General features: G+C 49.4%; 21 protein-coding genes and 1 riboswitch. Of the genes, 13 read left to right on the top strand and 8 right to left on the bottom strand.

Annotation, left to right across the window (positions count from 1 at the left end; genetic code table 11):
* Window positions 1–221 precede the first annotated feature (221 nt).
* Both AC0VZ8_RS03120 and AC0VZ8_RS03115 read right to left on the bottom strand, forming a co-directional pair.
* Window positions 222–1,268: an EAL domain-containing protein gene (locus AC0VZ8_RS03120; RefSeq protein WP_475486024.1), complete on the bottom strand. Its 1,047-nt coding sequence runs from the start codon at window positions 1,266–1,268 to the stop codon at window positions 222–224.
* A 208-nt stretch (window positions 1,269–1,476) separates the two neighbouring features.
* Window positions 1,477–3,012, bottom strand: a complete 1,536-nt coding sequence (locus tag AC0VZ8_RS03115) for a diguanylate cyclase domain-containing protein (RefSeq protein ID WP_475486023.1) — start codon at window positions 3,010–3,012, stop codon at window positions 1,477–1,479.
* Between the two features lie 233 nt (window positions 3,013–3,245).
* Here AC0VZ8_RS03115 and AC0VZ8_RS03110 point away from each other — a divergent pair, with 233 nt between their 5' ends.
* From AC0VZ8_RS03110 to AC0VZ8_RS03085, 6 genes are all read left to right on the top strand, one after another.
* The gene (locus AC0VZ8_RS03110; RefSeq protein WP_071222193.1) at window positions 3,246–3,629 is read left to right on the top strand and encodes a VOC family protein; all 384 of its coding nucleotides are present in this window, start codon (window positions 3,246–3,248) and stop codon (window positions 3,627–3,629) included.
* Window positions 3,630–3,802: 173 nt separating this feature from the next.
* Window positions 3,803–3,914: riboswitch (TPP riboswitch) on the top strand.
* Between the two features lie 114 nt (window positions 3,915–4,028).
* Window positions 4,029–5,060: an ABC transporter substrate-binding protein gene (locus tag AC0VZ8_RS03105; RefSeq protein ID WP_475486022.1), complete on the top strand. Its 1,032-nt coding sequence runs from the start codon at window positions 4,029–4,031 to the stop codon at window positions 5,058–5,060.
* A gap of 89 nt (window positions 5,061–5,149) precedes the next feature.
* Entirely contained in the window at window positions 5,150–5,443 is a 294-nt protein-coding gene (locus tag AC0VZ8_RS03100) for an MTH1187 family thiamine-binding protein (RefSeq protein WP_071222195.1), read from the top strand.
* Window positions 5,440–6,195, top strand: coding sequence for an ABC transporter permease (locus tag AC0VZ8_RS03095; RefSeq protein ID WP_220686712.1), 756 nt, complete (start codon window positions 5,440–5,442; stop codon window positions 6,193–6,195). The genes AC0VZ8_RS03100 and AC0VZ8_RS03095 overlap by 4 nt, the downstream gene beginning before the upstream one ends.
* A gap of 53 nt (window positions 6,196–6,248) precedes the next feature.
* Entirely contained in the window at window positions 6,249–7,082 is an 834-nt protein-coding gene (locus tag AC0VZ8_RS03090; protein WP_260066473.1) for an ABC transporter ATP-binding protein, read from the top strand.
* 79 nt (window positions 7,083–7,161) lie between these two features.
* Window positions 7,162–7,977: a TatD family hydrolase gene (locus tag AC0VZ8_RS03085; RefSeq protein ID WP_475486021.1), complete on the top strand. Its 816-nt coding sequence runs from the start codon at window positions 7,162–7,164 to the stop codon at window positions 7,975–7,977.
* Between the two features lie 32 nt (window positions 7,978–8,009).
* Here AC0VZ8_RS03085 and AC0VZ8_RS03080 read toward each other — a convergent pair whose 3' ends face one another.
* From AC0VZ8_RS03080 to AC0VZ8_RS03065, 4 genes are all read right to left on the bottom strand, one after another.
* Entirely contained in the window at window positions 8,010–8,189 is a 180-nt protein-coding gene (locus AC0VZ8_RS03080; protein ID WP_071222198.1) for an aspartyl-phosphate phosphatase Spo0E family protein, read from the bottom strand.
* A 185-nt stretch (window positions 8,190–8,374) separates the two neighbouring features.
* Entirely contained in the window at window positions 8,375–9,928 is a 1,554-nt protein-coding gene (locus AC0VZ8_RS03075) for an extracellular solute-binding protein (protein ID WP_475486020.1), read from the bottom strand.
* A gap of 66 nt (window positions 9,929–9,994) precedes the next feature.
* Window positions 9,995–10,879 carry a carbohydrate ABC transporter permease gene (locus tag AC0VZ8_RS03070; RefSeq protein ID WP_071222199.1) on the bottom strand — a complete coding sequence of 295 codons (885 nt, stop codon included), beginning with the start codon at window positions 10,877–10,879 and terminating at the stop codon, window positions 9,995–9,997.
* A 30-nt stretch (window positions 10,880–10,909) separates the two neighbouring features.
* On the bottom strand, window positions 10,910–11,890 hold the full coding sequence (locus tag AC0VZ8_RS03065) for an ABC transporter permease (protein ID WP_113059293.1): 981 nt from the start codon (window positions 11,888–11,890) through the stop codon (window positions 10,910–10,912).
* 378 nt (window positions 11,891–12,268) lie between these two features.
* Here AC0VZ8_RS03065 and AC0VZ8_RS03060 point away from each other — a divergent pair, with 378 nt between their 5' ends.
* Together AC0VZ8_RS03060 and AC0VZ8_RS03055 are read left to right on the top strand one after the other, a co-directional pair.
* Window positions 12,269–14,587: a helix-turn-helix domain-containing protein gene (locus AC0VZ8_RS03060; RefSeq protein WP_475486019.1), complete on the top strand. Its 2,319-nt coding sequence runs from the start codon at window positions 12,269–12,271 to the stop codon at window positions 14,585–14,587.
* 216 nt (window positions 14,588–14,803) lie between these two features.
* Entirely contained in the window at window positions 14,804–15,055 is a 252-nt protein-coding gene (locus AC0VZ8_RS03055) for a hypothetical protein (protein ID WP_475486018.1), read from the top strand.
* A 308-nt stretch (window positions 15,056–15,363) separates the two neighbouring features.
* On the opposite strand, the gene nfsA is transcribed toward AC0VZ8_RS03055, so the two are convergent.
* Together nfsA and AC0VZ8_RS03045 are read right to left on the bottom strand one after the other, a co-directional pair.
* Window positions 15,364–16,104, bottom strand: coding sequence for an oxygen-insensitive NADPH nitroreductase (gene nfsA / locus AC0VZ8_RS03050; RefSeq protein WP_475486017.1), 741 nt, complete (start codon window positions 16,102–16,104; stop codon window positions 15,364–15,366).
* A gap of 185 nt (window positions 16,105–16,289) precedes the next feature.
* A complete protein-coding gene (locus tag AC0VZ8_RS03045) occupies window positions 16,290–16,493 on the bottom strand; it encodes a cation transporter (protein WP_071222204.1) in 204 nt (67 codons plus the stop codon).
* 299 nt (window positions 16,494–16,792) lie between these two features.
* Between AC0VZ8_RS03045 and AC0VZ8_RS03040 the strand changes: the two genes are divergently transcribed.
* The 5 genes from AC0VZ8_RS03040 (at window position 16,793) to AC0VZ8_RS03020 (ending at window position 21,938) form a co-directional block, all read left to right on the top strand.
* The gene (locus tag AC0VZ8_RS03040) at window positions 16,793–17,410 is read left to right on the top strand and encodes a DUF5317 domain-containing protein (protein ID WP_071222205.1); all 618 of its coding nucleotides are present in this window, start codon (window positions 16,793–16,795) and stop codon (window positions 17,408–17,410) included.
* 266 nt (window positions 17,411–17,676) lie between these two features.
* Window positions 17,677–19,533, top strand: a complete 1,857-nt coding sequence (locus AC0VZ8_RS03035) for a bifunctional diguanylate cyclase/phosphohydrolase (RefSeq protein WP_475486016.1) — start codon at window positions 17,677–17,679, stop codon at window positions 19,531–19,533.
* A gap of 98 nt (window positions 19,534–19,631) precedes the next feature.
* Entirely contained in the window at window positions 19,632–19,862 is a 231-nt protein-coding gene (locus tag AC0VZ8_RS03030; protein WP_216532720.1) for a hypothetical protein, read from the top strand.
* Between the two features lie 150 nt (window positions 19,863–20,012).
* Window positions 20,013–21,140, top strand: a complete 1,128-nt coding sequence (locus AC0VZ8_RS03025) for an ArnT family glycosyltransferase (RefSeq protein ID WP_071222207.1) — start codon at window positions 20,013–20,015, stop codon at window positions 21,138–21,140.
* Window positions 21,141–21,311: 171 nt separating this feature from the next.
* Complete coding sequence (locus AC0VZ8_RS03020; RefSeq protein ID WP_475486015.1) at window positions 21,312–21,938, top strand: hypothetical protein; 627 nt, start codon at window positions 21,312–21,314, stop codon at window positions 21,936–21,938.
* Window positions 21,939–22,129 lie beyond the last annotated feature (191 nt).

Raw genomic sequence — 22,129 nt, 5'->3', positions numbered from 1 at the left:
CTTTTTTCACTGTCTACCATCAGGGGATAATACCACTGGAGAACATTCCAGGGCTCTTGTTTTTACAGAAAACGGGCTCCTTCAGGCAGCATTGCTCCTTCTTAAAGGGCCCGTTTTCATCCACGCCAAGCATCTATATTGTCTGAACTCAGCCAAAGGCTGCGACAATCAGATGCAAAGCTCCGCATCCCGATGGCGGGGGGAATTGCCAATTATGTATGTTATGAATAGATCAGTTGAGAATGAGGATCACGCGGAGGGCGTTCGGCTGGCTTCCCAAACAAATACCCCTGCGAGAGCTCGATCCCGATATCTCGGCAAAAATGAAACTCCTCCCGTCTCTCAATGCCTTCAGCCAGCACCATGGCCCCAAAATCATGAGCCTTGTTCGTGATCATTTTGAGTTGCTCCTGCTGCGCGGGATTACGATCGCAATGGTCGATCAGACTCCGGTCGATCTTTACATAATCCGGCTTAAGCTTAATCATCTGCTCCAATGTGGAATAACCTGCACCGACGTCATCCATGGCTACCGAGATTCCATGACTGCGATACACCTCGAAAATCGATTGCAAATGCTCGACATCATCAATCTTCTCGGTTTCCACAACCTCAAATACGAAATCCCTCGGATCCAGATGGAGCCTGTCTATGGTATGAAAGGTGTGGCTTAGACACATCTGCGCATCATATATAGAGGATGGCAGGAAGTTCACGAATCGCTTCACGCCGATAGGAAGCCACTCGGCACTGGTCTCAATGGCACTGGTTCGTGCCGCCCGGTCCAGGAATGCATGCAATCCGGTTTTACGGGCTGTCTCAAACAGCTCATACGGCTGGAACCTGACTCCCCACTCTACCGGACGAAGGAGAAACTCGTAGGCAACGATCTGTTCGGATGAATCCACGATGGGCTGCATAAAGCTCGTAAACTGCTTATGTAAAATGATACTTACCATATCGTAATGCTCCATCTGCAGTTCGAACTTCTGCATAGGGGTCCACGAATGCCGGATTTGCGGAGCTTCTCCGCCGGTAACACAGAAGGACAGCTCTTGACGAATCTTCAGCGGAAGGGGCTGCAGACACTTCATCATGGAGATCAGGTCCGCACGTACCTTGTAGTTTACAGCACAACCCTCATTGTTCTCTTGTACCGCGTAGCCGTTCACTGCCAGCAACTGAATAAGCTCTCCACTTGCAGGCTTCATATGAATGGTCCCCTGGTCCTCAATCGGTTCAAAGGTGCTGCAATTGTCGCAAATCATGTTCGTCCTCCTTGGCAAGCTAGCTCTCACTATGCTTCTTATCGGCATTTTGAATATGATTTCTTTGCATTTTATGGATTTTATATCGAAGTTATGACCTATTTTAAGAGAAATGCGCAAGATTCGTACAATGATTACGCCAAATTCTACAAAAATCGACTTATATTGCTTTTAACAACGTATTGTCAATACGATGGTCATACTTGATCTACTCAACCTTTTGATCCAAAAGCTGCAGCAGCATCGTCCGCTCCACATCAAAATGCCAAGGGGCGTTCCGTTCCTTCGCCGCATACATCGCGGCATCGGCGCGGCCAATCAGCTCCTGATCATTTCTGGCATGATCCGGATAAACTGCAATGCCGATACTCGGCGTGGTTCGGACTTCATGCCCTTCCAATTCGTACGGCTCGCTAAGCATCGTCCAAATCTCCTCCGCCATCCAGATCAGCTCCTGATCCTCACCAGCCGGATGGATCATAACGGTGAATTCGTCTCCTCCTAAACGAGAAACCAAAACTCCCTTGGATTCAAGAGATTGAAGCCGATCTGCAACCTTTCGTATCAACAAATCGCCGGTACGGTGGCCGTATCGGTCATTGACTCGTTTGAAACGATTCATATCCATATACAATAAGCCTACACGGGAACCTGCGCGGTCCGCCTCCTTCAGCGAGCTCGCCAGCCTTGCATTAAAATAACGGCGATTATACAGCCCCGTCAGATCATCACGATGTGCCAGGGCTTCACTCTGCATCAGACTCTCATGCAGTCGGTCAAACAAGCGATCGTTCTCGAACTGGATTAAAATCTGCCTGAACAGAATCAGGATCACGCACAGGGAAAGGCCGGTAAACAGTCCAGTCCACCCTCCAAACCGCTGCGCCATAAGGGCAAACATCCCGCCAAGCACGCTGTAGGGAAGCAGGTACCTTACGATCAGGCTTCCGACTGAACGCGGCTCCCGCTCGCCAACGGATGGTTTACGGGAATTAGGAGCGGACTGCCCACCTGCGAAACTAATGATTAATACCGATATCGTATAGAGTGGATACAGATAGGAACGAACCTCGATACCCATCAGATCAACGAGATAGATGTACAGGACATCTCCGGCAATATAAGCGCTTCCGCCAAGACATAACAGAATGGCCGCCCTTTTCCCTAACAGTCCGGTATTAAAATACAACACCAGCGTAAAAAAAATAAGTACTATTGCGCACAGGGGATACAGCATGTCCACCCAAAGGTTTCCCCATACTGCCTCATGGGCCAGCCCCTGAAGCTCAGGCTTGATGAAATATTCCCACCCTACTGTCATGACGGCTATGCCAACAATCACGATATCCAGCATAAACCGGAGTCCCCGAAACAATCCTTGAACATGCCGGAATAAATAAATGAGAGAACTTGCGAACAAAATGAGTTCAAGTCCCCAGAATAAGTGGGTTAGGATCGGCGAGAAAGCGCTCTCTTTTCCAAACCAAACATAACAAGCGTGAATGATTCGTGCCGCTGCATCCCCCATTAATCCGAGACTCACAATAAGCCAAAATCTGCGAAGATGAACCTCATAACGCCGACTAATCCGCATTAAATAAACGGAGGCGGCTGCAGGAGGAATAATGACTAGAACACGCTGAAGCGATAAAGCCTCAGGCATCCACAGAGCAATCATGATCTGAATGAATGCATATATCATGGCGAGTCGAATCCACAGATGATCTGCTGGAGTTGGACTCATAAGCATTCCTCCTCGGCCAAAAGGTAAGCTGGATCACTTTCATATGTTAGGTCTTTTGAATTAATCTTTCTATTTCTCATGATACTTTTTACCCATCCAAAAGTAAAGATGAGGAAATGAAAGAAAAATCATCTTTATCAGCCCCTGCATGAACACAACTCCCACTTGACGTATAGGGATTATGTGATAACATTTCAGTCATATCTCATATAGATCGGAAAGGGTGTTGAACCATGTCACAGAAACGCTTAGATCATGTCGGTATTGTTGTCCGGGACCTAGAAGCTACAATCGCCTTCTATACATCCGTAGTCGGACTAGAACTAAAGAATCGCCTGACCCATACGAATGGCGTCATCCAGCTGGCGTTCCTCGGGTTTAATGGCAGCAACGAGACGGAAGTCGAGCTTATTCAGGGATACAGCGACACGCTGCCAGCCGAGGGCACCGTTCATCATTTTGCAGTCAGCACGGACAACATTGAAGAGGAATATGCCCGGGTTCAAGGACTTGACGTTCCTCACTTGGACGAGGAAATCGTGACGCTCCCGAATGGTTTCCGTTATTTCTTCGTACATGGTCCCGAAGGGGAATGGATTGAGTTCTTCCAGCGCTAACCTCTACGTAGAAGCCTTATTCAAATACTTTATCTCGTGAAAGGTTCATAGGATCAATTAATGTTTCCCCTTGCATAAGTGTTCTAAGCAAAGACCTGCCCCGTTCGTACCTCTTCGAACTAGACAGGTCTGGTGTGTTAGGACTATAATAGCGGATGTAATGATCGAAACTTCATAAATACCGGGGGAGCTGGGATATGGCCGGCTGAGAGTGTATCCGATATGATACTGACCCTTACACCTGATCTGGGTAATGCCAGCGTAGGAAGCCCATGTTTGCGGCAGCTATTTATTTGCCGTGGTATACACTTACGCCGTCATGCGTCCTGATATCATCAGGGCGTTTTTTTTGTGGAGTTGCGAGGTAATAGAAAGAGAACTTAAAGGAGAGAAGAAACGATGAAGAAGGGAAGATGGATTCCGCTGCTTCTCGCTTGCGTCCTGCTTATGTTCGCGTCCGGATGCGGTACAAGCGAACAGAACAAGAAGACAGGTGCCGAAGGTGAAGGCAGTCAGACTTCCGGGAAACTCCGTGACGTGCAGCTGATGCTCGATTGGTCCGCCAATACGAATCACACCGGCCTGTATGCAGCGAAGGAGCTTGGGTATTATGAGGAAGAAGGGCTTAATGTCCAGATCGTCCAGCCGGGAGCAGGCGGAACGGATACGCTGGTCGCATCCGGAAACGTGCCGTTTGGCATCAGTTATCAGGAAGGCGTAACGCTGGCCAGAACGCAAGGATTGCCGCTCGTTTCCATTGCAGCAATCATTCAGCATAATACGTCCGGCTTTGCCGCCCCCAAGGACAAAGGCATCGTGAAGGCAGGCGATTTTGAAGGAAAATCCTATGGCGGCTGGGGCTCACCTGTGGAGGAAGCCGTCATGAAATCCATCATGGAGATCGATGGCGCCGATGTCAGCAAGGTGAATATGGTCAATATGGGCGATGCCGATTATTTTACGGCCGTCAAACGCGACATTGATTTTGCCTGGATCTTCTATGCTTGGACGGGGATTGAAGCCGAGCTTCGCAATGAGCCGCTTGACATGATTTATGTGAAGGACTACTCCGAGCAGCTTGATTATTACACACCGGTAATCGTGACGAACGAGAAGCTGATCCAGGAGGACCCTGAGCTTATCAAAGCGTTCATGCGGGCGACTTCAAAAGGATACGACTATGCGATTCAACATCCTGAAGATGCGGCAGCTCTGCTTACGAAGGCGGTTCCTGACTTGGATGCCGAACTGGTTCTCGCCAGCCAGAAATGGCTGAGCCCCCGTTATCAGGATGATGCATCCCGCTGGGGCGAGCAGAAAGCCGAAGTATGGTCAGGATATGCCGACTGGATGTTTGAGCGCAAGCTGCTGGAGAAGGAACTTGATGCGGACCGCGCATTCACCAATGATTTTTTACCGGAGCAGCCATAAGGTTATTTCTATTTAAAAAGAAGAGAGACGGCCTTTGCAGCAGGCTGCTCTCTTCCATCAATATAGCTTGCACGAAAGGATGAGTTTACATGGCGAATACACTTTTGAGCATTCAAGTGATACCGAGAACGCCAAACGGGGCCGACAGCATCCCTTATGTAGATGAAGCGATTAAGGTCATTCAGGAATCAGGCGTGAAATACGAGGTTCATGCACTCGAAACGACCATGGAAGGTGAGCTCGCCGAACTGCTCAAAATCGTGGAGCGCATGCATGAAGCGCTGGTGAATGCGGGAAGTCCCAGCATCATATCCCAAGTCAAAATCGCCCATCACCCCAGCGGCATCAGCATGGATAAGCTGACTGAGAAATACCGTCCATGAGAAGCTGGTGGAGTTCGGTTTGGCCGCCCGTTGTGGCGGTCCTCTTCTTTTTGGTGGTATGGCAGGCCGCAGTATCCATATTCGACATTGAACCTTTTATTCTGCCTGCGCCGACGGCCATCGGGCATGAGGCCGTTACCGGAGCTTCCGGTCTCTTCCAGCATACAGCGGCCACCCTGCAATTAACCCTGGTCGGATTTATGATCGGTACGGCGATCGGTCTAGTCATCTCGCTGGCACTGCACATGGTGCCTTTTCTCAAAACCGCTCTTTATCCGCTTCTTATTCTTAGCCAGAATGTGCCGACAATCGCCCTAGCCCCGCTTCTCATGATTTGGTTCGGCTTCGGCATGCTGCCCAAGGTTATCGTGATTACGCTGGTCTGCTTCTTCCCCGTTGCTGTTGCGGCCCTGGACGGACTGGCCCGTACTGACCGAACCATGATGAATTACATGCAGATGGCGGGGGCTACCTCATGGCAAATTTTCAGCAAGCTGGAGCTGCCGCATGCCCTTCCCTCCATCTTCTCCGGGATTCGAATTGCGGCTACCTATTCGGTCATGGGTGCGGTTATCGGGGAATGGATCGGCTCGGACCGGGGAATCGGCTACTACATGATGCTGCAAAAATCCGGCTATCGCACGGATCGGGTGTTTGTTGCCATCCTGGTCATCGTCCTGCTCAGCCTGCTGATGGTGCTGCTGATCACTCTGCTGGAGAAGCGGCTCATCCGCTGGAATCGAAAAGGTTGAGTCCCCGTGAATAGATGTTTCGAATCTTATATGATAGGAGGCCATTTGTCGATATGACACATCAAGTACCCCTGACGGTCCAGGACGGAGCTGACCCGTCGGCTGCGCCGGTCTCAACCTCACCTGCCCTCGAGGTTCGCAGCCTTCGAAAAACCTTCCGCGACCGGCGCAGCGAAGTGCATGTGCTGGATGGCCTTTCGCTTCAAGTACAGCCCGGGGAATTCGTCTCCTTGATCGGTCCTTCAGGCAGCGGAAAGAGCACCCTCTTCCATATCATTGGGGGGTTAACAGCTCCGGATGCGGGCTCTGTCCTCATGGATGGTAAGGACGTTACCGGGGAAAAAGGCCGCATCGCCTATATGCCTCAACAGCCGGCCCTGTTCCCTTGGCGTACGGTGGAGGACAATGTGCTCCTTCCCGAAGAGCTGCGAGGCACCTCGAAAGCCACTGCCAGGGAACATGCCCGCAGCTGGATGGAACGTGCCGGACTCAGCGGCTTCGAAAAGGCATATCCGCACACCCTCTCTGGAGGAATGCAGCAGCGGGCAGCTTTTCTGCGCGCACTGATGAGTCCGCAGGAAGTTATGTGCCTGGACGAACCGTTCAGTGCATTGGATGCGTTAACGCGCAGTGATATGCAGCGCTGGCTGCTCGATATCTGGGAGGATACGCGCCGTTCGGTGCTGATGATTACCCACCATATCGAGGAGGCGCTGCTCCTCTCGGACAGCATCTATATCCTGTCAGCACGGCCCGGAACCATCTTGAAACGGGTAGAAGTCCCTTTCTCCCGTCCGCGCCCCGAAAACATCCTGATGGATCCGTCCTTCATCGCATTAAAAACCGAAATTTCCGCCATCATGCGGGAAGAACAGCACAAGCGCTGACCGGTGAAGGCCAGCGCAATACATACATCCATGATGGGCAAAGCGTTTCGTGGAAGCTTGCAAGCGAGGTGATATAACGATGAAGTCATTCATGCAGAGTGAAGCGAATTTCCCCCTGATCGACACACATATTCATCTGGACAGTTATGCGTTATCCGATCAACAAGCGATTCTCGCGGATATCCGCCATCATGAGGTTCAATCCGTCATCTCTGTCTCCATGCATCTGACTTCCTGCAAGCGAAACCTGGAGCTGGCCCGGCAGTACGGACCGATGGTGCGGCCGGCTTTCGGTTATCATCCGGAGCAGCCCCTCCCTTCCTCTGACGAAACCGAAGAGCTGCTGGATTGGATGGCAGAGCATGCCGATGAGATGGTTGCCGTAGGAGAGGTGGGTCTCCCCTATTACGCCAGGCTGGAGGCTGAATCGGAAGGCCGACCCTGGGATAACCGCCCTTACGCCTATCTGTTGGAGCAATTTATAGCTTTTGCTAAGAAGCATCATAAACCGGTGATTCTGCACGCTGTATATGAAGATGCGGATATCGCATGTGATTTGCTCGAAAAATACGGCATCACTCGTGCCCATTTTCATTGGTTTAAGGGCTCCCGTGACACCTTACAGCGGATGGCAAATAACGGATACTATATTTCCTTTACGCCCGACATCCTCTATGAGGAAGAAATTCGTGCTATGGCAAGTAGGTATCCGGATCATCTCGTCATGACCGAAACCGATGGACCTTGGCCGTTCGAAGGTCCATTCACCGGACAAATGACCCATCCTCGGTTGACGGCTTCTGTGGCTTCGGCATGGGCTGAGCTTAAGGGGCTGTCCATACTTGAAGCCCGCAGGATTTTATATGAGAACGCCGCGAGACTTTACCGTCTATAAAAAAGAATCTTCATGCAGTTCAAGTCGGTTGCTTAGGCAATCGGCTTGTTCTCTTTAAGAAGAAATCGGTTATATTGATTAATCAACTCATCAAGCACGATCGATTGTCTGAGGACTTTAGGATGATTAAAATCACGATACCGCTGCTTCATCTTATGAAGCTTATGCCGTTCTTGCTCGATACTAAACTTTATGCCTTCCTTCGTTTCCATGACTTTATATCCTCCCCTCATGTAATATTTTATGCTTTAATGTAAAATTATAGGATGTTCAATATTAGACATCAGAAATATGACATGGAGGGGCTTATTTCTGTTATTCACACCAAAGAACCACAATGCCAACCGAAGCATTGTGGTTCTTTGGTTCCATTATTTAACGTACTTAATTAGCGTACTTATTTAACATACTTCTCCTGATATGCCTTTGACATCTCGTCTGTAATTTCCTTCATCTTCGGATCACTCTTGATTGTTTCGATCAGTTTATCGTACGATTCAACCGGTTCTTTGCCCGTGATGACCATGACCCGCATATCCTCCACTTTCTTGGAAAGCTCGGGATAGTATTTGTTGTAGGCTTCCGAATACAGCTCTCCCGAAGGATTCGGAACCTTGACCGTCTTGCGCTCCGTGACGATCTCTACGTTCCGCTCATATACTTCATCCGGCATCCCTACCGCACTGATAGCCATATCGTCGCTGACGAGGTGAATCATATTGTTCAAGTTGCCGTCACCCGTCTTATCCACGGCGGCCTGCGGCGTTGCAACCTTCTTCCCGTTCTCTACATTGTAATGGACCCCTTCGATTCCGTAGGTCAACATTTCATTGCCTTCCTGACTATAACCATAGTCGAAAAACTCGAGGATTTTCTTCACTTTCGCCTCCGGCACTTTCTTCGGAATCAGGTATACTCCATAATATGGCGATCCTGAAGGCGTATACTTCACCCCGTTTGCATTCTCCAAATAAGCAAGCGGCATCAGATCCGCCTTGGGATCAACGCCCTTCACGGCTTCGCCGGTCACCCAGGCATGGTTCATGGACATGCCCCCTACCCCTGCCTTGGCGCTTCGCATCGTATCCATTACCTGCGAGAACTTCATGATAGCGAAGTCTTTGGGGAACAAGCCCTCATCATATGCTTTTTTGATCCACAGCATGGCCTCCCTAGACTCATCCGACGTCATAATCGGAGTCAGGGTATTATCGGGTTGAAGCTTCCAGGACCCTTGCGTTTCATTAAATATATTATAAATATAGGCGAGTGCGCTCGGATTAGCGGCATACGGGATCTCATCGGCCTGTCCATTACCATTCGGATCCTTTTCCTTAAAAGCCTTTAACACGTTATGGAACTCATCCAGCGTTTTGGGCGTTTCCAGCTGAAGGGCATCCAGCCAGTCCTTGCGGATCATCGGGAACACTCCGCCGCCATAGCTAGGATAATAACGAGGAATGACGATGTTCTTGCCATCCACCTTGGTGATTTCCCACATTTCCTTCAATTCTTCGCGGTTCAAATTCGGATAGTCTTTAAGAAACGGTGTCAGATCCCAGAAAACCCCCTGCTTCAGCATTTTCTGCAGCTGTGGGTTCTGCAGCGTCTCCACGAAAGTAACCTCTGGAAGATCGCCGGATGCAAGCATGACATTGATCTTCTCTTCGGCCGTGGACGGCGACAGCCACGTAATATTCAGCTTGGTATTGGTGCGTTTCTCGAGCTCTTTCCATAGTGCATTGGTGTTGTCTATGAATTCGGTGGCATAATTCAGGGTCTGTATCGTAATGCTTGTAGGTTCACTGCTGTCTGTTCCGCCTCCGTTGTCGCTCGGTGCACTTCCGTTACGGCTGCCGCATGCGCTAAGCAAGAGCGAGCTTGCCAAGAGCAGCACCCCCGACATTTTTAAAAATGACTTGCCCGGCTTGGTTTCCATTCTTTTCATCATTAGACCTCCCTTATAATGATACCTCTCTCCTGACTGATCATGATGTCAGATAAACCGTATATCGATTCATTCCTTGACAGAGCCTACCATCGCTCCTTTGGCGAAGTGCTTCTGCAGGAATGGATACACTAACATGATCGGCACGGTTGCAATAACGACCGCCGCCATCTTCAACGTTTCCGTTGGAACGGGACGATTCACTTGGAAGGCGAATCCGCCGCCGCTTCCGGATCCCATCGTCGTTGGATCCACAAGCATATTTTGCAGCAATACTTGCAGCGGCCACATCTTCTGGTCGTTAATAAACATCAATGCGTTGAAATACGTATTCCAATAACCAACCGCAAAGAACAATCCGAAAGCGACCAGCGCCGGCAGCGACAGAGGCAAAATAATTCTCCAGAATACGCCGATATCATTCGAACCGTCAATCATCGCGGCTTCCTCCAGACTTTCCGGAATGCTGTCGAAGAATCCCTTCATGAGCAGCACATACCATGCGCTGGTCAAGCTGGGCAGGATAAGCGACCAGATGCTGTCAATGAGTCCCACATTACGAACCACCAAATACAGCGGCACCAATCCCGGCGTGAAGAGAAAGGTGATTAGGATCATAATCATAATTGCCTTGCGAAACCGCAGGCGTTTGCGGGACACCGCATAAGCCAAGCCCCCGGTAACAAGCAGACTGAGCAGCGTGCCGACCGTAGCCAGGAACACACTCACGGAAATCGAGGTGACAAACAGTCCGTTGGAGAGTAAATGCTTATAAGCATCCAGCGTCCAAACCCGCGGCCACAATATCAGGCTTCGTTGATAATACTCCACCGGATCGGTAAACGACAAAATAACGGTATAATAAATCGGAAATATCGTTGCCAAACCGATGATCAGCAGCAGTCCGTTATTCACAAGACCGAACAGCCTGGTTTTCCATCCCTTCTCATGCATGCTTTACTCCTCCTTGTCTTCACCCATCCTTTAGTACAAGCTTTCTTGACCGTAACGCCTCGCCAACCGGTTGGCCGTAACCACCAGAATGACGCCGACAATCGATTTGAACAGTCCGATAGCCGTACTGTAACTGAACTCTCCCTGCCGAATCCCCACCCGGTATACATAGGTATCGAACACTTCAGCTACATTGGTAACAGGTGCATTCATCATCAGATATATCTGTTCGAACCCCGTGTCCAGAATCGTTCCCAGACGGAGGATCAACAGAATCAGGATCACGTTGCGCATCGCGGGCAGGGTAATATGCCACATCCGTCTCATACGGCCCGCGCCGTCCATGACGGCTGCTTCATATAACTGCGGGTCCACTCCGGCGATGGCCGCGAGAAAGATGATGGTTCCCCACCCGACTTCCTTCCAGATGGATTGTCCCGTCAGCATCCCCCAGAAGTAGTTGGGGTTGGAGAGAATATCGATCGTCTCCCAATCCATCGAGATGAGCCACTTATTAAACAAGCCCTCCGATTGCGAGAACATGAGGTACGTAAGGCCATAGATCAATACCCAGGATAAAAAATGGGGGATATACACCAGGGATTGAATGGTCCTCTTATAGAAGGAATTTCGCACTTCATTCAGCATCAAAGCTAAAATGATCGGTGCCGGGAAAAAGAAAATCAAGCTCAGAAAGCTGATCGCCAGCGTATTGCGCAGCAGCATCCAGAAATCATCGTTGGAGAAGAACCGAGTGAAATGCTCGAATCCTACCCAAGGGCTTCCGAGCACTCCAAAGTATGGAGAATACTCCTGGAAGGCAATCACGAGATTCGTAATCGGAATATATTTGAAAATGATAAAAAAGATCAGACCCGGCAAGGCCAGCACGTACAAATACTTGTCGCGCACAACATCCGACCATATCCTCCCCCACTTCGTTTTGGATTTCACGGGAATGGGGGGGCTCCCGCTTCCTTTTGCCGACTGAACGGTTTCTTGTGCTTTCATCGATACTCCCTCACTTTCAGCCTTGTCATCTCGTTCAACATACCGTTCACGGAATGTAGTCCTAATGTAAACGGTTGCAGGATTCCCTGCAATTCCACTTTTTTTCCACAGGCTTCAATCCCCCTCCCATTCGATGCACGGCACAGGGAAAGCTCGGTCTCTACGGCATTGTGGAACCTTTCGTTTCCTTGTATTGCACTTTTTTTCCACGGTAAATGAACGTCCGATTCGGTTAATCGGTAACGTTGACTCGAACTCGATTAGGAAGATATGATCTTTTCAACTCATCCACTCATTCGCTATGATAGTATGTAATCATTTTACCGGCTCGCTTCGATCAAGCCTTTGATTTGTCTATGCCAACAGGGGGTTAAAGTAATGAGGCAACAGAATCATGAATCCGTTTTCAAAGGTGTTATGTATTGGAGAAGCATCGCGCTTGCCGTTTTGTTAACATGCCTCCCCATCTCGGCCATAACGGCCGTCTACCTTTATGTGGGCAACCAGCATATGATTAACCAATATCAGCAGCGGAACGAAGAAGCCCTGGTTGACGCTGCGAGACAAGTAGACGAGCAATTCACACAGTTAGTCCACTACGCCCTCAATATGGTGGTGAAGCCCCATTTCAAGCCTTCGTTGTCTGATATGGACTTTGTATCGAATATCGAGGAGACGAATGAGCTGTTCAATACACTGAACCTGGTGGAGAATGCCGATCCGCTGGTGGATCAGGTCTATCTCTATATCAAAAAGCAAAATAAAATCATGGAGCCTGATCTCGGCCTGCGAACGCTGGATCAGGAACAGGATGCGTTAAACTTCAACAGGCTCATGGAAGGAGATACGGACATGTTTTGGGTCCATGACCTGGAGCGGCCTTTTAACAAGGATAAATCCTCTCACGCGCTCGTCATGCGACTTCCCTTCAACGGTCATACGCCCTACGGCGCGATTGTCATCTATATTGATCCGTCGAAGCTGCACGTCATTCGCAATAGCGAGAATCTCTCGTTCCTACTGGACGACCATGGCCACGTCATCGGAGAGTCGGGCATGAGCCGCAGCATGCCGAAGGCGATGAGCGCGATTCAGGAACAGCTGAGGCTACCGGAGAATGCCCGGAGTGCGAATCATCTGCGGTTGAAGGTTCCAGTCGACCAGGATGTGTTGCTGGTGAATACCGTTCAATTCGAAAAAATGCAGCAAAGTTGGACCTATGTCTCCGGCACGCCGCAATCGAAAATCATTGCTCCAACGAAGCCGTATACTCATATCATCCTGATTTGCTTTGCTTTTGCGCTTGCGGCATCACTGGCTGTAAGCTGGTTTGCCTCTAAGAGCATGTATCGTCCTATCAGCAAGATGCTGAATATGATTGGCGGCGATCAGGCCAAACCGAGCTCGAGATACAATGAGCTTGATTATATTGAACACGAGTGGAAGCAGTACCGGTTCTCGCACGATACGCTTCAGAGCCAATGGAATCGGTCCCTGCCCGCGATCAGGGAGGCTTATATCAATCAATTCTTGAGCGGACAAGCCGCCCACCTGACGGAGTCCGAATATGTGCTCAAGCTGCAAGAGATGGATCTTGACATTACCCATAAACAGTTCTCGGCCATCGTGCTTCAGCAGCACACTCACGGGGAGGATCGGACGCCTCTGACAGAAAACGATCAGCATCTTCTCACGTATGCCGCTCTGAACGTGATCCAGGAGCTGGCAGAGGACAAAAGCGCATATATGCATCCCATTAACTTCTTCGACGGCTCCTTCGGCGTCATCTTGATCGTTCCGGCTTCCCATAAAGCCGATGAACAATCGCGTTTGATGAAGGAGCTGTGCGATCAGATCATGCGGGCGTTGCGCGATACGCTCCGCATGTCGGCAACCATCGTATTGGGCGGGCCAAGCTCAACCTGGACCGATGTTCCCCATATTCTCGAACAGGCCAAGCGGGCGCTGCATTACCGGTCCTTCGACGCAGGCAGTCAGCTGCTGGAAGCGGAAACCGTGCTTTCCCAGAAAAACGACTGGATCGATTTTCCGCTGGAATTGGAGCAGGATTTCATTCATACCTTGAATCTTGGGCTTCAGGGGGATGCGCTGCGTTCCCTAAGCCGTTTCGTAACGGCGCTTCAGGCCGGGGGAGGCTCGGAGTGGCATGTCCACCATGGCCTCATGCGATTAATCACAAGCGTTCACCGGTCTATGCTGCAGGCTGGCTTAAATCCATATCAGGTGTACAATTTCTCCAATCTGCAGGAAGAGCTGTCCCTGCTTCGGGATCCGAAGGCCTGCGTGACCTGGTTTCAGAAAGAAATTATCGAACCCTACCTCGATCAGTTAACAAAGAACTTCAACAGCTCCATGAAATCGCTGGTCGAAAACGTGCTGGAGCAAATCGAGCAAAACGGGATGCAGGATTTGTCCCTGGATGCCATGGCCATGGAAGCCGGCGTCAGTGTATCCCAGCTGAGCAAAGCGTTTAAGCAGATGACGGGCACGAATTATATAGACTATCTGACAACCGTGCGCATGAACCGCTGTAAAGAATTGCTGCTGACCACCGATCTTCGCATTCATGAGATTGCGGAGGCCGCCGGATATCAGCCTCCCTACTTCAATCGTATGTTCAAGAAGCTTGAAGGGATTACGCCCGGACAATACCGTCAGCAGGGCATCGGCAAATAAATCGGCATGTCATCCTGATCAGCAACCTCCATATAAAAGGAGACCGCTGAAAAAAAGGGCTGTCCCTTGGTCGTATTTCATGACCTTTTGGGACAGCCCCTTTTTTATGTGTTATGACTTACGTTCAAGCATCGTACATGGCGGCACGATTAGCGCCGACGAGTCATCCAAGCATGCTCCGAACAACGCATCGTGCGACAGGGAGCAGTGCGCACGATGTACAAAATAGTTGCACATTTTTGCGGACTCAGCGGACCTTATTTTGATCAAAAGCACCATTTCTCGATTGGTGGCGGACAAGAAATCCGTTATTCACCGAATAAGGCTCTCATGTTTCGGATTATACGCTACTTAACGGAACGTGTGTCCGAAAGATCCTGCAAAAACGAGCCCATAGCGCAAATAACGGATCTGAGGTCCGATACTGCTACTGCCGTGCTGCAACTCGTTCCAGCTTGCGGCTTGTAAGCTAAGGTTAAACTTGCGGTGCACTGCTCGCCTCCTACGCCACCAACCCCACATCAGTCAGGCTTTGTTCCGAGGCTGGCTGATGCGGGATGGGGTCCGAGGTCGGTCGGGCTTGGTTCCGAACTAGGCTTGGGTTCATGCCAGGCCTAGTTTCGGGGCCGGCCTAGTTCCGTGGCCGAGCTTAGTTCCTAGAGACGCGCCCTCCGGAGTATTCCCCACGAGAGCAGCCGTATCAGCATGATGATCGGGATCTGCAGGTTCGCAGCACGTACCTCGAGAGCGCTGTACCCCGCTTTCTCTATTCATGTCTAACGCCCCATGAACCCCTTCCCCTTCAGGAAGTCCTTCATGTGCAGCCTTACTGGCTCTGCCAGGCGTTTAGCCATAAGCGCCGACCACGGCGTGTTGTTTTTGCCATGGGTACGCAGAGACAAGTATTCGGAAGAGGTTCGATCGTAGTTCTTCACTTCTTCTATAGTCGCACGATTGTAGCTGTCGTGGTGCAGAACAGCCTCCACCGGAAGCCGAGGACGAAGCCCCGGCTCCTGATCCGGGTAACCCAGGCACATGCCAAATACCGGATAGACCAGCTCCGGCAGTTCCAAAGTCTCGGAGAACTCAGCAATGGAGTTGCGGACCCCGCCTATATACACGATGCCAAGACCAAGTGATTCCGCGGCGATCGCGGCATTCTGCGCAGCCAAAGCGGCATCCACCGTCGCCACGATGAAATTCTCGGTCGAATCCTCATACGTCTCTTGATCAACCACGTGCGCCTCTGCGCTTTTTTTCAAACGATACAGATCCGCGCACCACACCAGAAATACCGGGCATTCCACAATATACGCCTGATTTCCCGCTAAAGCGGCCAACCGCTGCTTCTTCTCTCGAGAGGTAACGGCAATCACGCTGTATGCCTGGACATTGCTTGAGGTTGATGCCATCTGACCTGCTGCCACAACGGCCTTAAGCTGCTCCTCTGACACGGGCCGATCCGAATATTTACGAATCGATCGATGGTTCATCAGAAGCGATATGGTATCATTCATCGGGGTATCCACTCCTTAGACTGAAAGCATTGTTCCATCTATTATGAAACTTCGGCTTGGGCAGTGCAAGTTCACGCGATAGGTGACACCGCGCAAAAAAGCCGGCTTGCTGTCGATCGCCTACAGCAGCCGGCTCCTATTTTAGCCAAAGCTCATGGCCTTGGATTATTCCAGGGAATGTATCGTTATGACACGATATCGTAGCCTTGCTCTTCAATCGCTTCTTTTAATGCTTCAAGGCTGACCTTGTTTTCGTCGTATTCGATAGCCACTGTATTGGATGCAAGATCGACTTTACCGGAAGCTCCCGCATTCTTCAGTGCGCCTTCCACCGAGTTCACGCAATGGTTGCAAGACATGCCTTCCACTGTCAATGTCACTTGTTTCATGCTGTCGTCCTCCTGTCATATAATGTTGTACCATTCAACCTTACTATACCCCCCATAAGTATGTAAAGCTCAAGAATTTGCTTCTTTCTGCAACAGAAACACGAAAAAAGTAGGAAGATTTATCCTTTTAATCTGTTATAATGTACATAATTCATTAGATTCATACAGGAAGGGACAAGCTTTTTATCAGACTTCCTAAATTTCTCCATAAAATTTGATTTTTGTTGCAGGAATTACCAATTCGCTGTCGAACTATCTTAATAACAGAGATAATGAACTATGAAAGTAGGAATTCTATCATGGTATTTGACGGCATTATACTCGGGTTAATTGTCGGGCTGATACGCGGCGGACTCCGTCATGGACTGCAGCAATTCAGTAAGATTCGTCTGAAGGGCGGCTTAATCTTCCCCATACTCCTGATTGTGCAGCTGCTCATATTCCGCTTTCAAGTGAACTCTGATTGGTTGGCAGCTGCAAGCGGCTACGTCTTTATGTTCATCTACGTTGCCGGCATGATCTTTCTCTGGATGAACCGGGATCAGAAAGGTTTTGGCAGCATCTTGGCAGGTGTCTTTCTGAATTTCCTTGTCATGGCAGTGAACGGTGGCAGAATGCCCGTTTCCATGAGCGCAGCCTCCGTGCTGGATCCCATTTATGTGGACATGCTAATGGATGCCACAGCTACTACCAAGCACTATCTAATGGACGCCTCTACCCGCCTGTCTCTTCTTGGTGACATCATTCCATTATCTCCACCTTATCCAAGAACGCAGGTAATCAGTATCGGAGATATTATCATGAATATCGGTATATTCTTCTACATTGTCCATCTTATGACTTCCGGGAAGAATACCAATGTTCAAACCTTAATACGCAAATCCGATACGACTGAACATGCTGAACCGCAGAATTAATCATACATCATACCACCTGGAAAGGAGGGAGAACTATGAAGAAAACTGATAAAATCAAGTATTCCCGTATCGTGTTGAATGCGATCATCGTTGCTTCCGTTGTTGTCGCTCTGACTTCCGGATACAGATTGGGATAACATAAACACCTAAAAAAAACAGGCTGGAATGCTCAGCCTGTTTTTTTACATCTTTTTCGTTGTTTTGCGACGCAATATATCTTAAAATGTGGAGAATACACCATGCTTTTTAATTGAGGAGAAACCGTTATGTCCATATTCAAGCGTCCTAAGATTTCCAGGGAACTTCCGGGACAGCTGTACTTTGTGTTCATTTCACTTATGGGCTGTATAACCTTTCTACTAGTACATCAAGGAGAATTTTTATACTACTCTCCTTCACAGTGGGTATGGGTTTACGCAATGTTAGGCGCCGCCCTAATATTAAATTACTTCACCTTCCAGCTGCCGCCTGAGGGTAATTTGCAATCTATGGATTCTTCCGTTTATTTAGCTTGCATATTTATATATGGCGCCCCTTTTGCTCTATCGGTCATCCTATTTAATACTCTAGCAACAGCACTCTATGACAGAAAGATCCCTTTTTGGAAGCATTTCGTTAATTTCTCCATATACACACTCATGATTGTTGGTTCCTCGTTTGTTTTTAAGGCAGCAGGAGGACAATCGGGTCCCATCATCAATGATCATTTTGGGGCTTACCTTGGCGCCCTGCTCGTCTATTTCATTATTAACGTTTTTCTGCTTGGATTTTATTATTACTTGTTATACCGGGGATCTTTATACGACATTCTGAAGTCCTTCATTAAGGACACCCTGCTCGTTTATTTGAGTACGCTCATACTGTCGCTGGTCCTCTCCGTTCTTATCGTACATAACGGCGTATTCGGCCTCACCTTATTCATTGGCCTGAGTGTGATGCTCTCTTATTCCTTTAAACAGCTGTTCACGATGTATAACGAAGTACAGGAAAAAGCAATCAAGGATCAACGGACGAGCCTGTATAATCACAGTTATTTTGAAAGTTTACTGGAGGACGAGATCAAGAAAGCCAAGGCCAATGAGACGCCATTGTCGCTGGCCATGATCGATATCGATGATTTCAAGAAATACAACGATCAATTCGGTCACCTGAAAGGGGATATGCTGCTCGGATTTCTCGGCAATTACCTCAAGGTGGAATCCGAAACGGCTGAAGTGGTGGCCTCTCGTTTCGGCGGTGAGGAATTCACGATTCTAATGCCGGGCTACGATGACAATAAAGCACGTTCCTTCATTAACAGGCTCCGCAAAAAATTGAATGATACCTATTTTGACGGCGTTGAGATATTCCCATCCGGGTGTCTCTCCTTCTCTGCCGGCGTTGCGTCCTATCGGATTGACATCCATGACAAGTCACAGCTCGTCGAGCTTGCCGATCAGGCGCTGTACTATGCCAAGAAGCAGGGCAAGAATAATGTGCACGTATACGGGAGCGGCGCCGAAAAAGAATCCGAGATCGACTTCGCGGAGGACGTCCGCGATATCGAGCAGCAGCTGAAGCTGTTCTTGTATAAAGATGTGGATACGTTCAAACACTCCAACCGGGTATTCCGCTATGCCATGGACATCAGCGAAGTACTCGGGCTTGATAGTGTGGAACGACGCAATTTCGTACTCGGTGCACTCATTCACGATATCGGCAAGCTTGAGATTCCTTGGGGGATCTTGAACAAACGGGACAAGCTCACGGCCGGTGAATGGGAAACCGTCAAACGGCATGTCAGCTGGGGTAAGCGCATCGCGGAAACGAACGAGAAATTCAAGGAACTGGTTCCTTACATTGAATTACACCATGAAAGATATGATGGCGGGGGATATCCGCACGGATTCAAGGGCAGCCAAATCCCCAAACTGTGCCGGATGCTGACCATTATCGATTCCTTTGACGCGATGACAACGGAACGACCTTACCAGAAAACGAAAACCTTCGAGGAGGGAATTGAGGAATTGCTCCGCTGCTCAGGCACGCAATTCGATCCGGAGCTTGTTGAGCTGTTTATTCGTTATTTAAGACTCAAAGCAGAAGCGCAGCAGCAGCCTGCAGCCGGTTCGGAGACGTCTTAAAGAGACCGATGCCCCTCCTATTATCATCTCTTCATGTTTGATACTTCCCCAAATAAGGTATAAAGGTAGTATCACAACGATAAATGAGGTGAGAAACGGTGACTGACAAGAAAAAGGATCTCCCGCTTCACAACGGTCCCGGCAACATGGATCACCCTGAACAATACCCGACGGAACAAGAAAGCCTGTTCGATAAACATGAGAGCGAACAGCATGTGGACCCGATTCCGATGGAAGACGCCAGACTGGAGCGCCAGGAAGAGAAGCAGCGGGACGGGACGTCAAAGAAGCGTTCATCCAGTAATGATAAGTATCACAGCGGCTTTTAAAAGAGGGACTGACCTTATCACTGCAGCGTAACTTGAACTTATCGGCTCCGTTTTGGCGGAGCCTTTTTATTTCACCGTTTTTTCTTTAATATAGAAGAGGATGAATGCGGATTTAAACCTAGAGATTATATAAAGAGTGGAGTGGACCCTTTGTTTTCCATATGGACGTTAAACCGTGTGCAGCGAAGGATGCTGTTGATACTGATTGCAGCGGTTCTAGTTATGTCATGTCTGCTGGTTCTTACCGGTCTTCATGAACGTTCCCCGAGCATAAGCAGCGTGATCGAAGAACGATATATCCAAAGTGCGGCCATGATCAGCCACCCCGGTGGAGACCTGGAAGACCATGCTTCCAGCGTCATGCCCGGTGTGCCGCTTATGATTGCCGGACTTACCGCCTTATTCGGAAGCATGGATGCCGCCCTGATTGCCTACCAGCTCCTCCAATGCGTCTTCCATGCATTTTCCGTATACTTGGTTTTCGTACTGTCTCGCTACATGTTTAATACGCGAATCGCTTTTCTGTCATGCATGATCTACGCGCTGTTCTGGCCGGCCTACGGCGCAGTCCGGCTGATCCTGCCGGATACGACCATGCAGACCTTAATGCTTCTTCTGGTCTGCGCCGTCATCGGAGCGCTTGAATTGAAGCAGGCTGGCTGGTACGCAGCTGCCGGCGCGCTTACAGCGCTAATGGCTTGTTACAACCTTCAAGCGCTGCTGTATCCTGTATTGTTCATTGCCTTTTGGATCAAGTACCGCAGTCCGGTCAAAATCGTAACCGGCGGGCTCCTGCTTATTAGCGCAGGTTATTTGCTCATCTTATCTCCATGGTGGCTGAACATCCCGCTTTTCAATCGTTTGATGTATATGTCCGGTCCGTGGAACCTTGCCTCGCTGTGGCTGGAATCGAGGTACATCGAAGGCAACCCTTTGGTCCATCTCTTCCGGAGCATCTATGCCGGCCGCACCTCCAAATATGCGGCTGCGATCGGAAACGAGGAGGCCAGAAAGGTCGTGCAATCCGCATTGGATGCCGTCCGTCTCCTCATGCTGTTTGCCGGGACTGCCGGCGTCATCTGGTCGGTTTGGAAATACCATCTGAAACGGCAGCTCCCGGTGCTGCTGACGCTGCTGTATTTTATTGCCGCCGAATGGCTGGTTCCGAGCCTGGACGGCACCGGATTTCCTTATTCGGTCTTCCTGCTCCTCTACGCGGCATTTCTCGCGGACAAAGCGATTATCTATGCGCATAAGACCCGCCTGCTTCGTAAGTAAGTTTCAACGGAAGCCTGTCGCTCCATCATCATGTAACTTTTGCGCCTGAAAGCACTTATTATCTTGTGCCTTCAGGCGTTTTTTTCGCGTTATTCTAGAACCTTTCAGGCTGATGAAACGTCTATATTATATCTTCATTTTCATATATCCCTGTCAAGAGAGGTGTCAGGAATGAAAATAAACCGTAAATATATCGCCATTCTCAGTATCGCTGTGGCCAGCGTTCTGACGGTAAGCATCATATTCTTCTTCACGGATGCTTCGAATCGCTCGGGCCAGCATCATCGTTTGAACGACAACATGAACGGACAGGCGCTGGTTCAAGTCGGCTCCACCTACATCACGCATACCCATTTAACTGCCTATAAGAATAGCCTCGCGCATAGCACCGCGCCCCTCCCTGATGACGCTACGCTCCTTAAAGAAATGGCAACGCAGGAATTGATGCTTCAATTGGCCAACGAACAAGGCGTTGCGGCGAGTCTGGAGGATGGTATTGAAAGGGCCAAGGAGCTTCGGAAGACGCTCGAAACCCAGCCGCGGCAGGTGCAAGAACAGCAATTGCGCATACTGGATACGATGGGCATTAGCGAAGATCAATACTGGGAAGACTACTCCCCGCCGGAATATCGGGATATGCTATCGATCGAGCGATTAGTGAATAAACTGACGACGGATATCAAGTCTACCCAGCCTGACGTCATAACCAGCACGCAGCAGCTGAAGGATAAATTGCTAAACACTGCATTGAATGAACAGCGAATTATCGTGTTGGATCCGAATATTCAATTGAGGTAACGCTGCATGGTATATAATGAGGTGCGACAGCCAGCAATACAACCCCCTTACAGTCCTACATCACCTTATATACGTTTGAAGCCCGCTCATCTGGCGGGCTTTTGCTTTTTGTGACTAAGGTGTTACATCGCAGCTTCGTTTCTTTATTGCCGAAAGTGTAACTTTTTGCTCTGGTTAAACGTGTGTTTACT

Source organism: Paenibacillus sp. QJM3NY_38 (assembly GCF_056173265.1).
The sequence above is the reverse complement of the archived record's forward strand: the minus strand, read 5'-3'. Positions and strand labels throughout refer to the sequence as shown.

Coding starts and splice junctions, on each gene's coding strand:
- AC0VZ8_RS03120 (WP_475486024.1), bottom strand. CDS start 1,268: ATGATTTGCGACAATTGCAGCACCTTTGAACCGATTGAGGACCAGGGG.
- AC0VZ8_RS03115 (WP_475486023.1), bottom strand. CDS start 3,012: ATGAGTCCAACTCCAGCAGATCATCTGTGGATTCGACTCGCCATGATA.
- AC0VZ8_RS03110 (WP_071222193.1), top strand. CDS start 3,246: ATGTCACAGAAACGCTTAGATCATGTCGGTATTGTTGTCCGGGACCTA.
- AC0VZ8_RS03105 (WP_475486022.1), top strand. CDS start 4,029: ATGAAGAAGGGAAGATGGATTCCGCTGCTTCTCGCTTGCGTCCTGCTT.
- AC0VZ8_RS03100 (WP_071222195.1), top strand. CDS start 5,150: ATGGCGAATACACTTTTGAGCATTCAAGTGATACCGAGAACGCCAAAC.
- AC0VZ8_RS03095 (WP_220686712.1), top strand. CDS start 5,440: ATGAGAAGCTGGTGGAGTTCGGTTTGGCCGCCCGTTGTGGCGGTCCTC.
- AC0VZ8_RS03090 (WP_260066473.1), top strand. CDS start 6,249: ATGACACATCAAGTACCCCTGACGGTCCAGGACGGAGCTGACCCGTCG.
- AC0VZ8_RS03085 (WP_475486021.1), top strand. CDS start 7,162: ATGAAGTCATTCATGCAGAGTGAAGCGAATTTCCCCCTGATCGACACA.
- AC0VZ8_RS03080 (WP_071222198.1), bottom strand. CDS start 8,189: ATGGAAACGAAGGAAGGCATAAAGTTTAGTATCGAGCAAGAACGGCAT.
- AC0VZ8_RS03075 (WP_475486020.1), bottom strand. CDS start 9,928: ATGATGAAAAGAATGGAAACCAAGCCGGGCAAGTCATTTTTAAAAATG.
- AC0VZ8_RS03070 (WP_071222199.1), bottom strand. CDS start 10,879: ATGCATGAGAAGGGATGGAAAACCAGGCTGTTCGGTCTTGTGAATAAC.
- AC0VZ8_RS03065 (WP_113059293.1), bottom strand. CDS start 11,890: ATGAAAGCACAAGAAACCGTTCAGTCGGCAAAAGGAAGCGGGAGCCCC.
- AC0VZ8_RS03060 (WP_475486019.1), top strand. CDS start 12,269: ATGAGGCAACAGAATCATGAATCCGTTTTCAAAGGTGTTATGTATTGG.
- AC0VZ8_RS03055 (WP_475486018.1), top strand. CDS start 14,804: ATGTACAAAATAGTTGCACATTTTTGCGGACTCAGCGGACCTTATTTT.
- nfsA (WP_475486017.1), bottom strand. CDS start 16,104: ATGAATGATACCATATCGCTTCTGATGAACCATCGATCGATTCGTAAA.
- AC0VZ8_RS03045 (WP_071222204.1), bottom strand. CDS start 16,493: ATGAAACAAGTGACATTGACAGTGGAAGGCATGTCTTGCAACCATTGC.
- AC0VZ8_RS03040 (WP_071222205.1), top strand. CDS start 16,793: ATGGTATTTGACGGCATTATACTCGGGTTAATTGTCGGGCTGATACGC.
- AC0VZ8_RS03035 (WP_475486016.1), top strand. CDS start 17,677: ATGTCCATATTCAAGCGTCCTAAGATTTCCAGGGAACTTCCGGGACAG.
- AC0VZ8_RS03020 (WP_475486015.1), top strand. CDS start 21,312: ATGAAAATAAACCGTAAATATATCGCCATTCTCAGTATCGCTGTGGCC.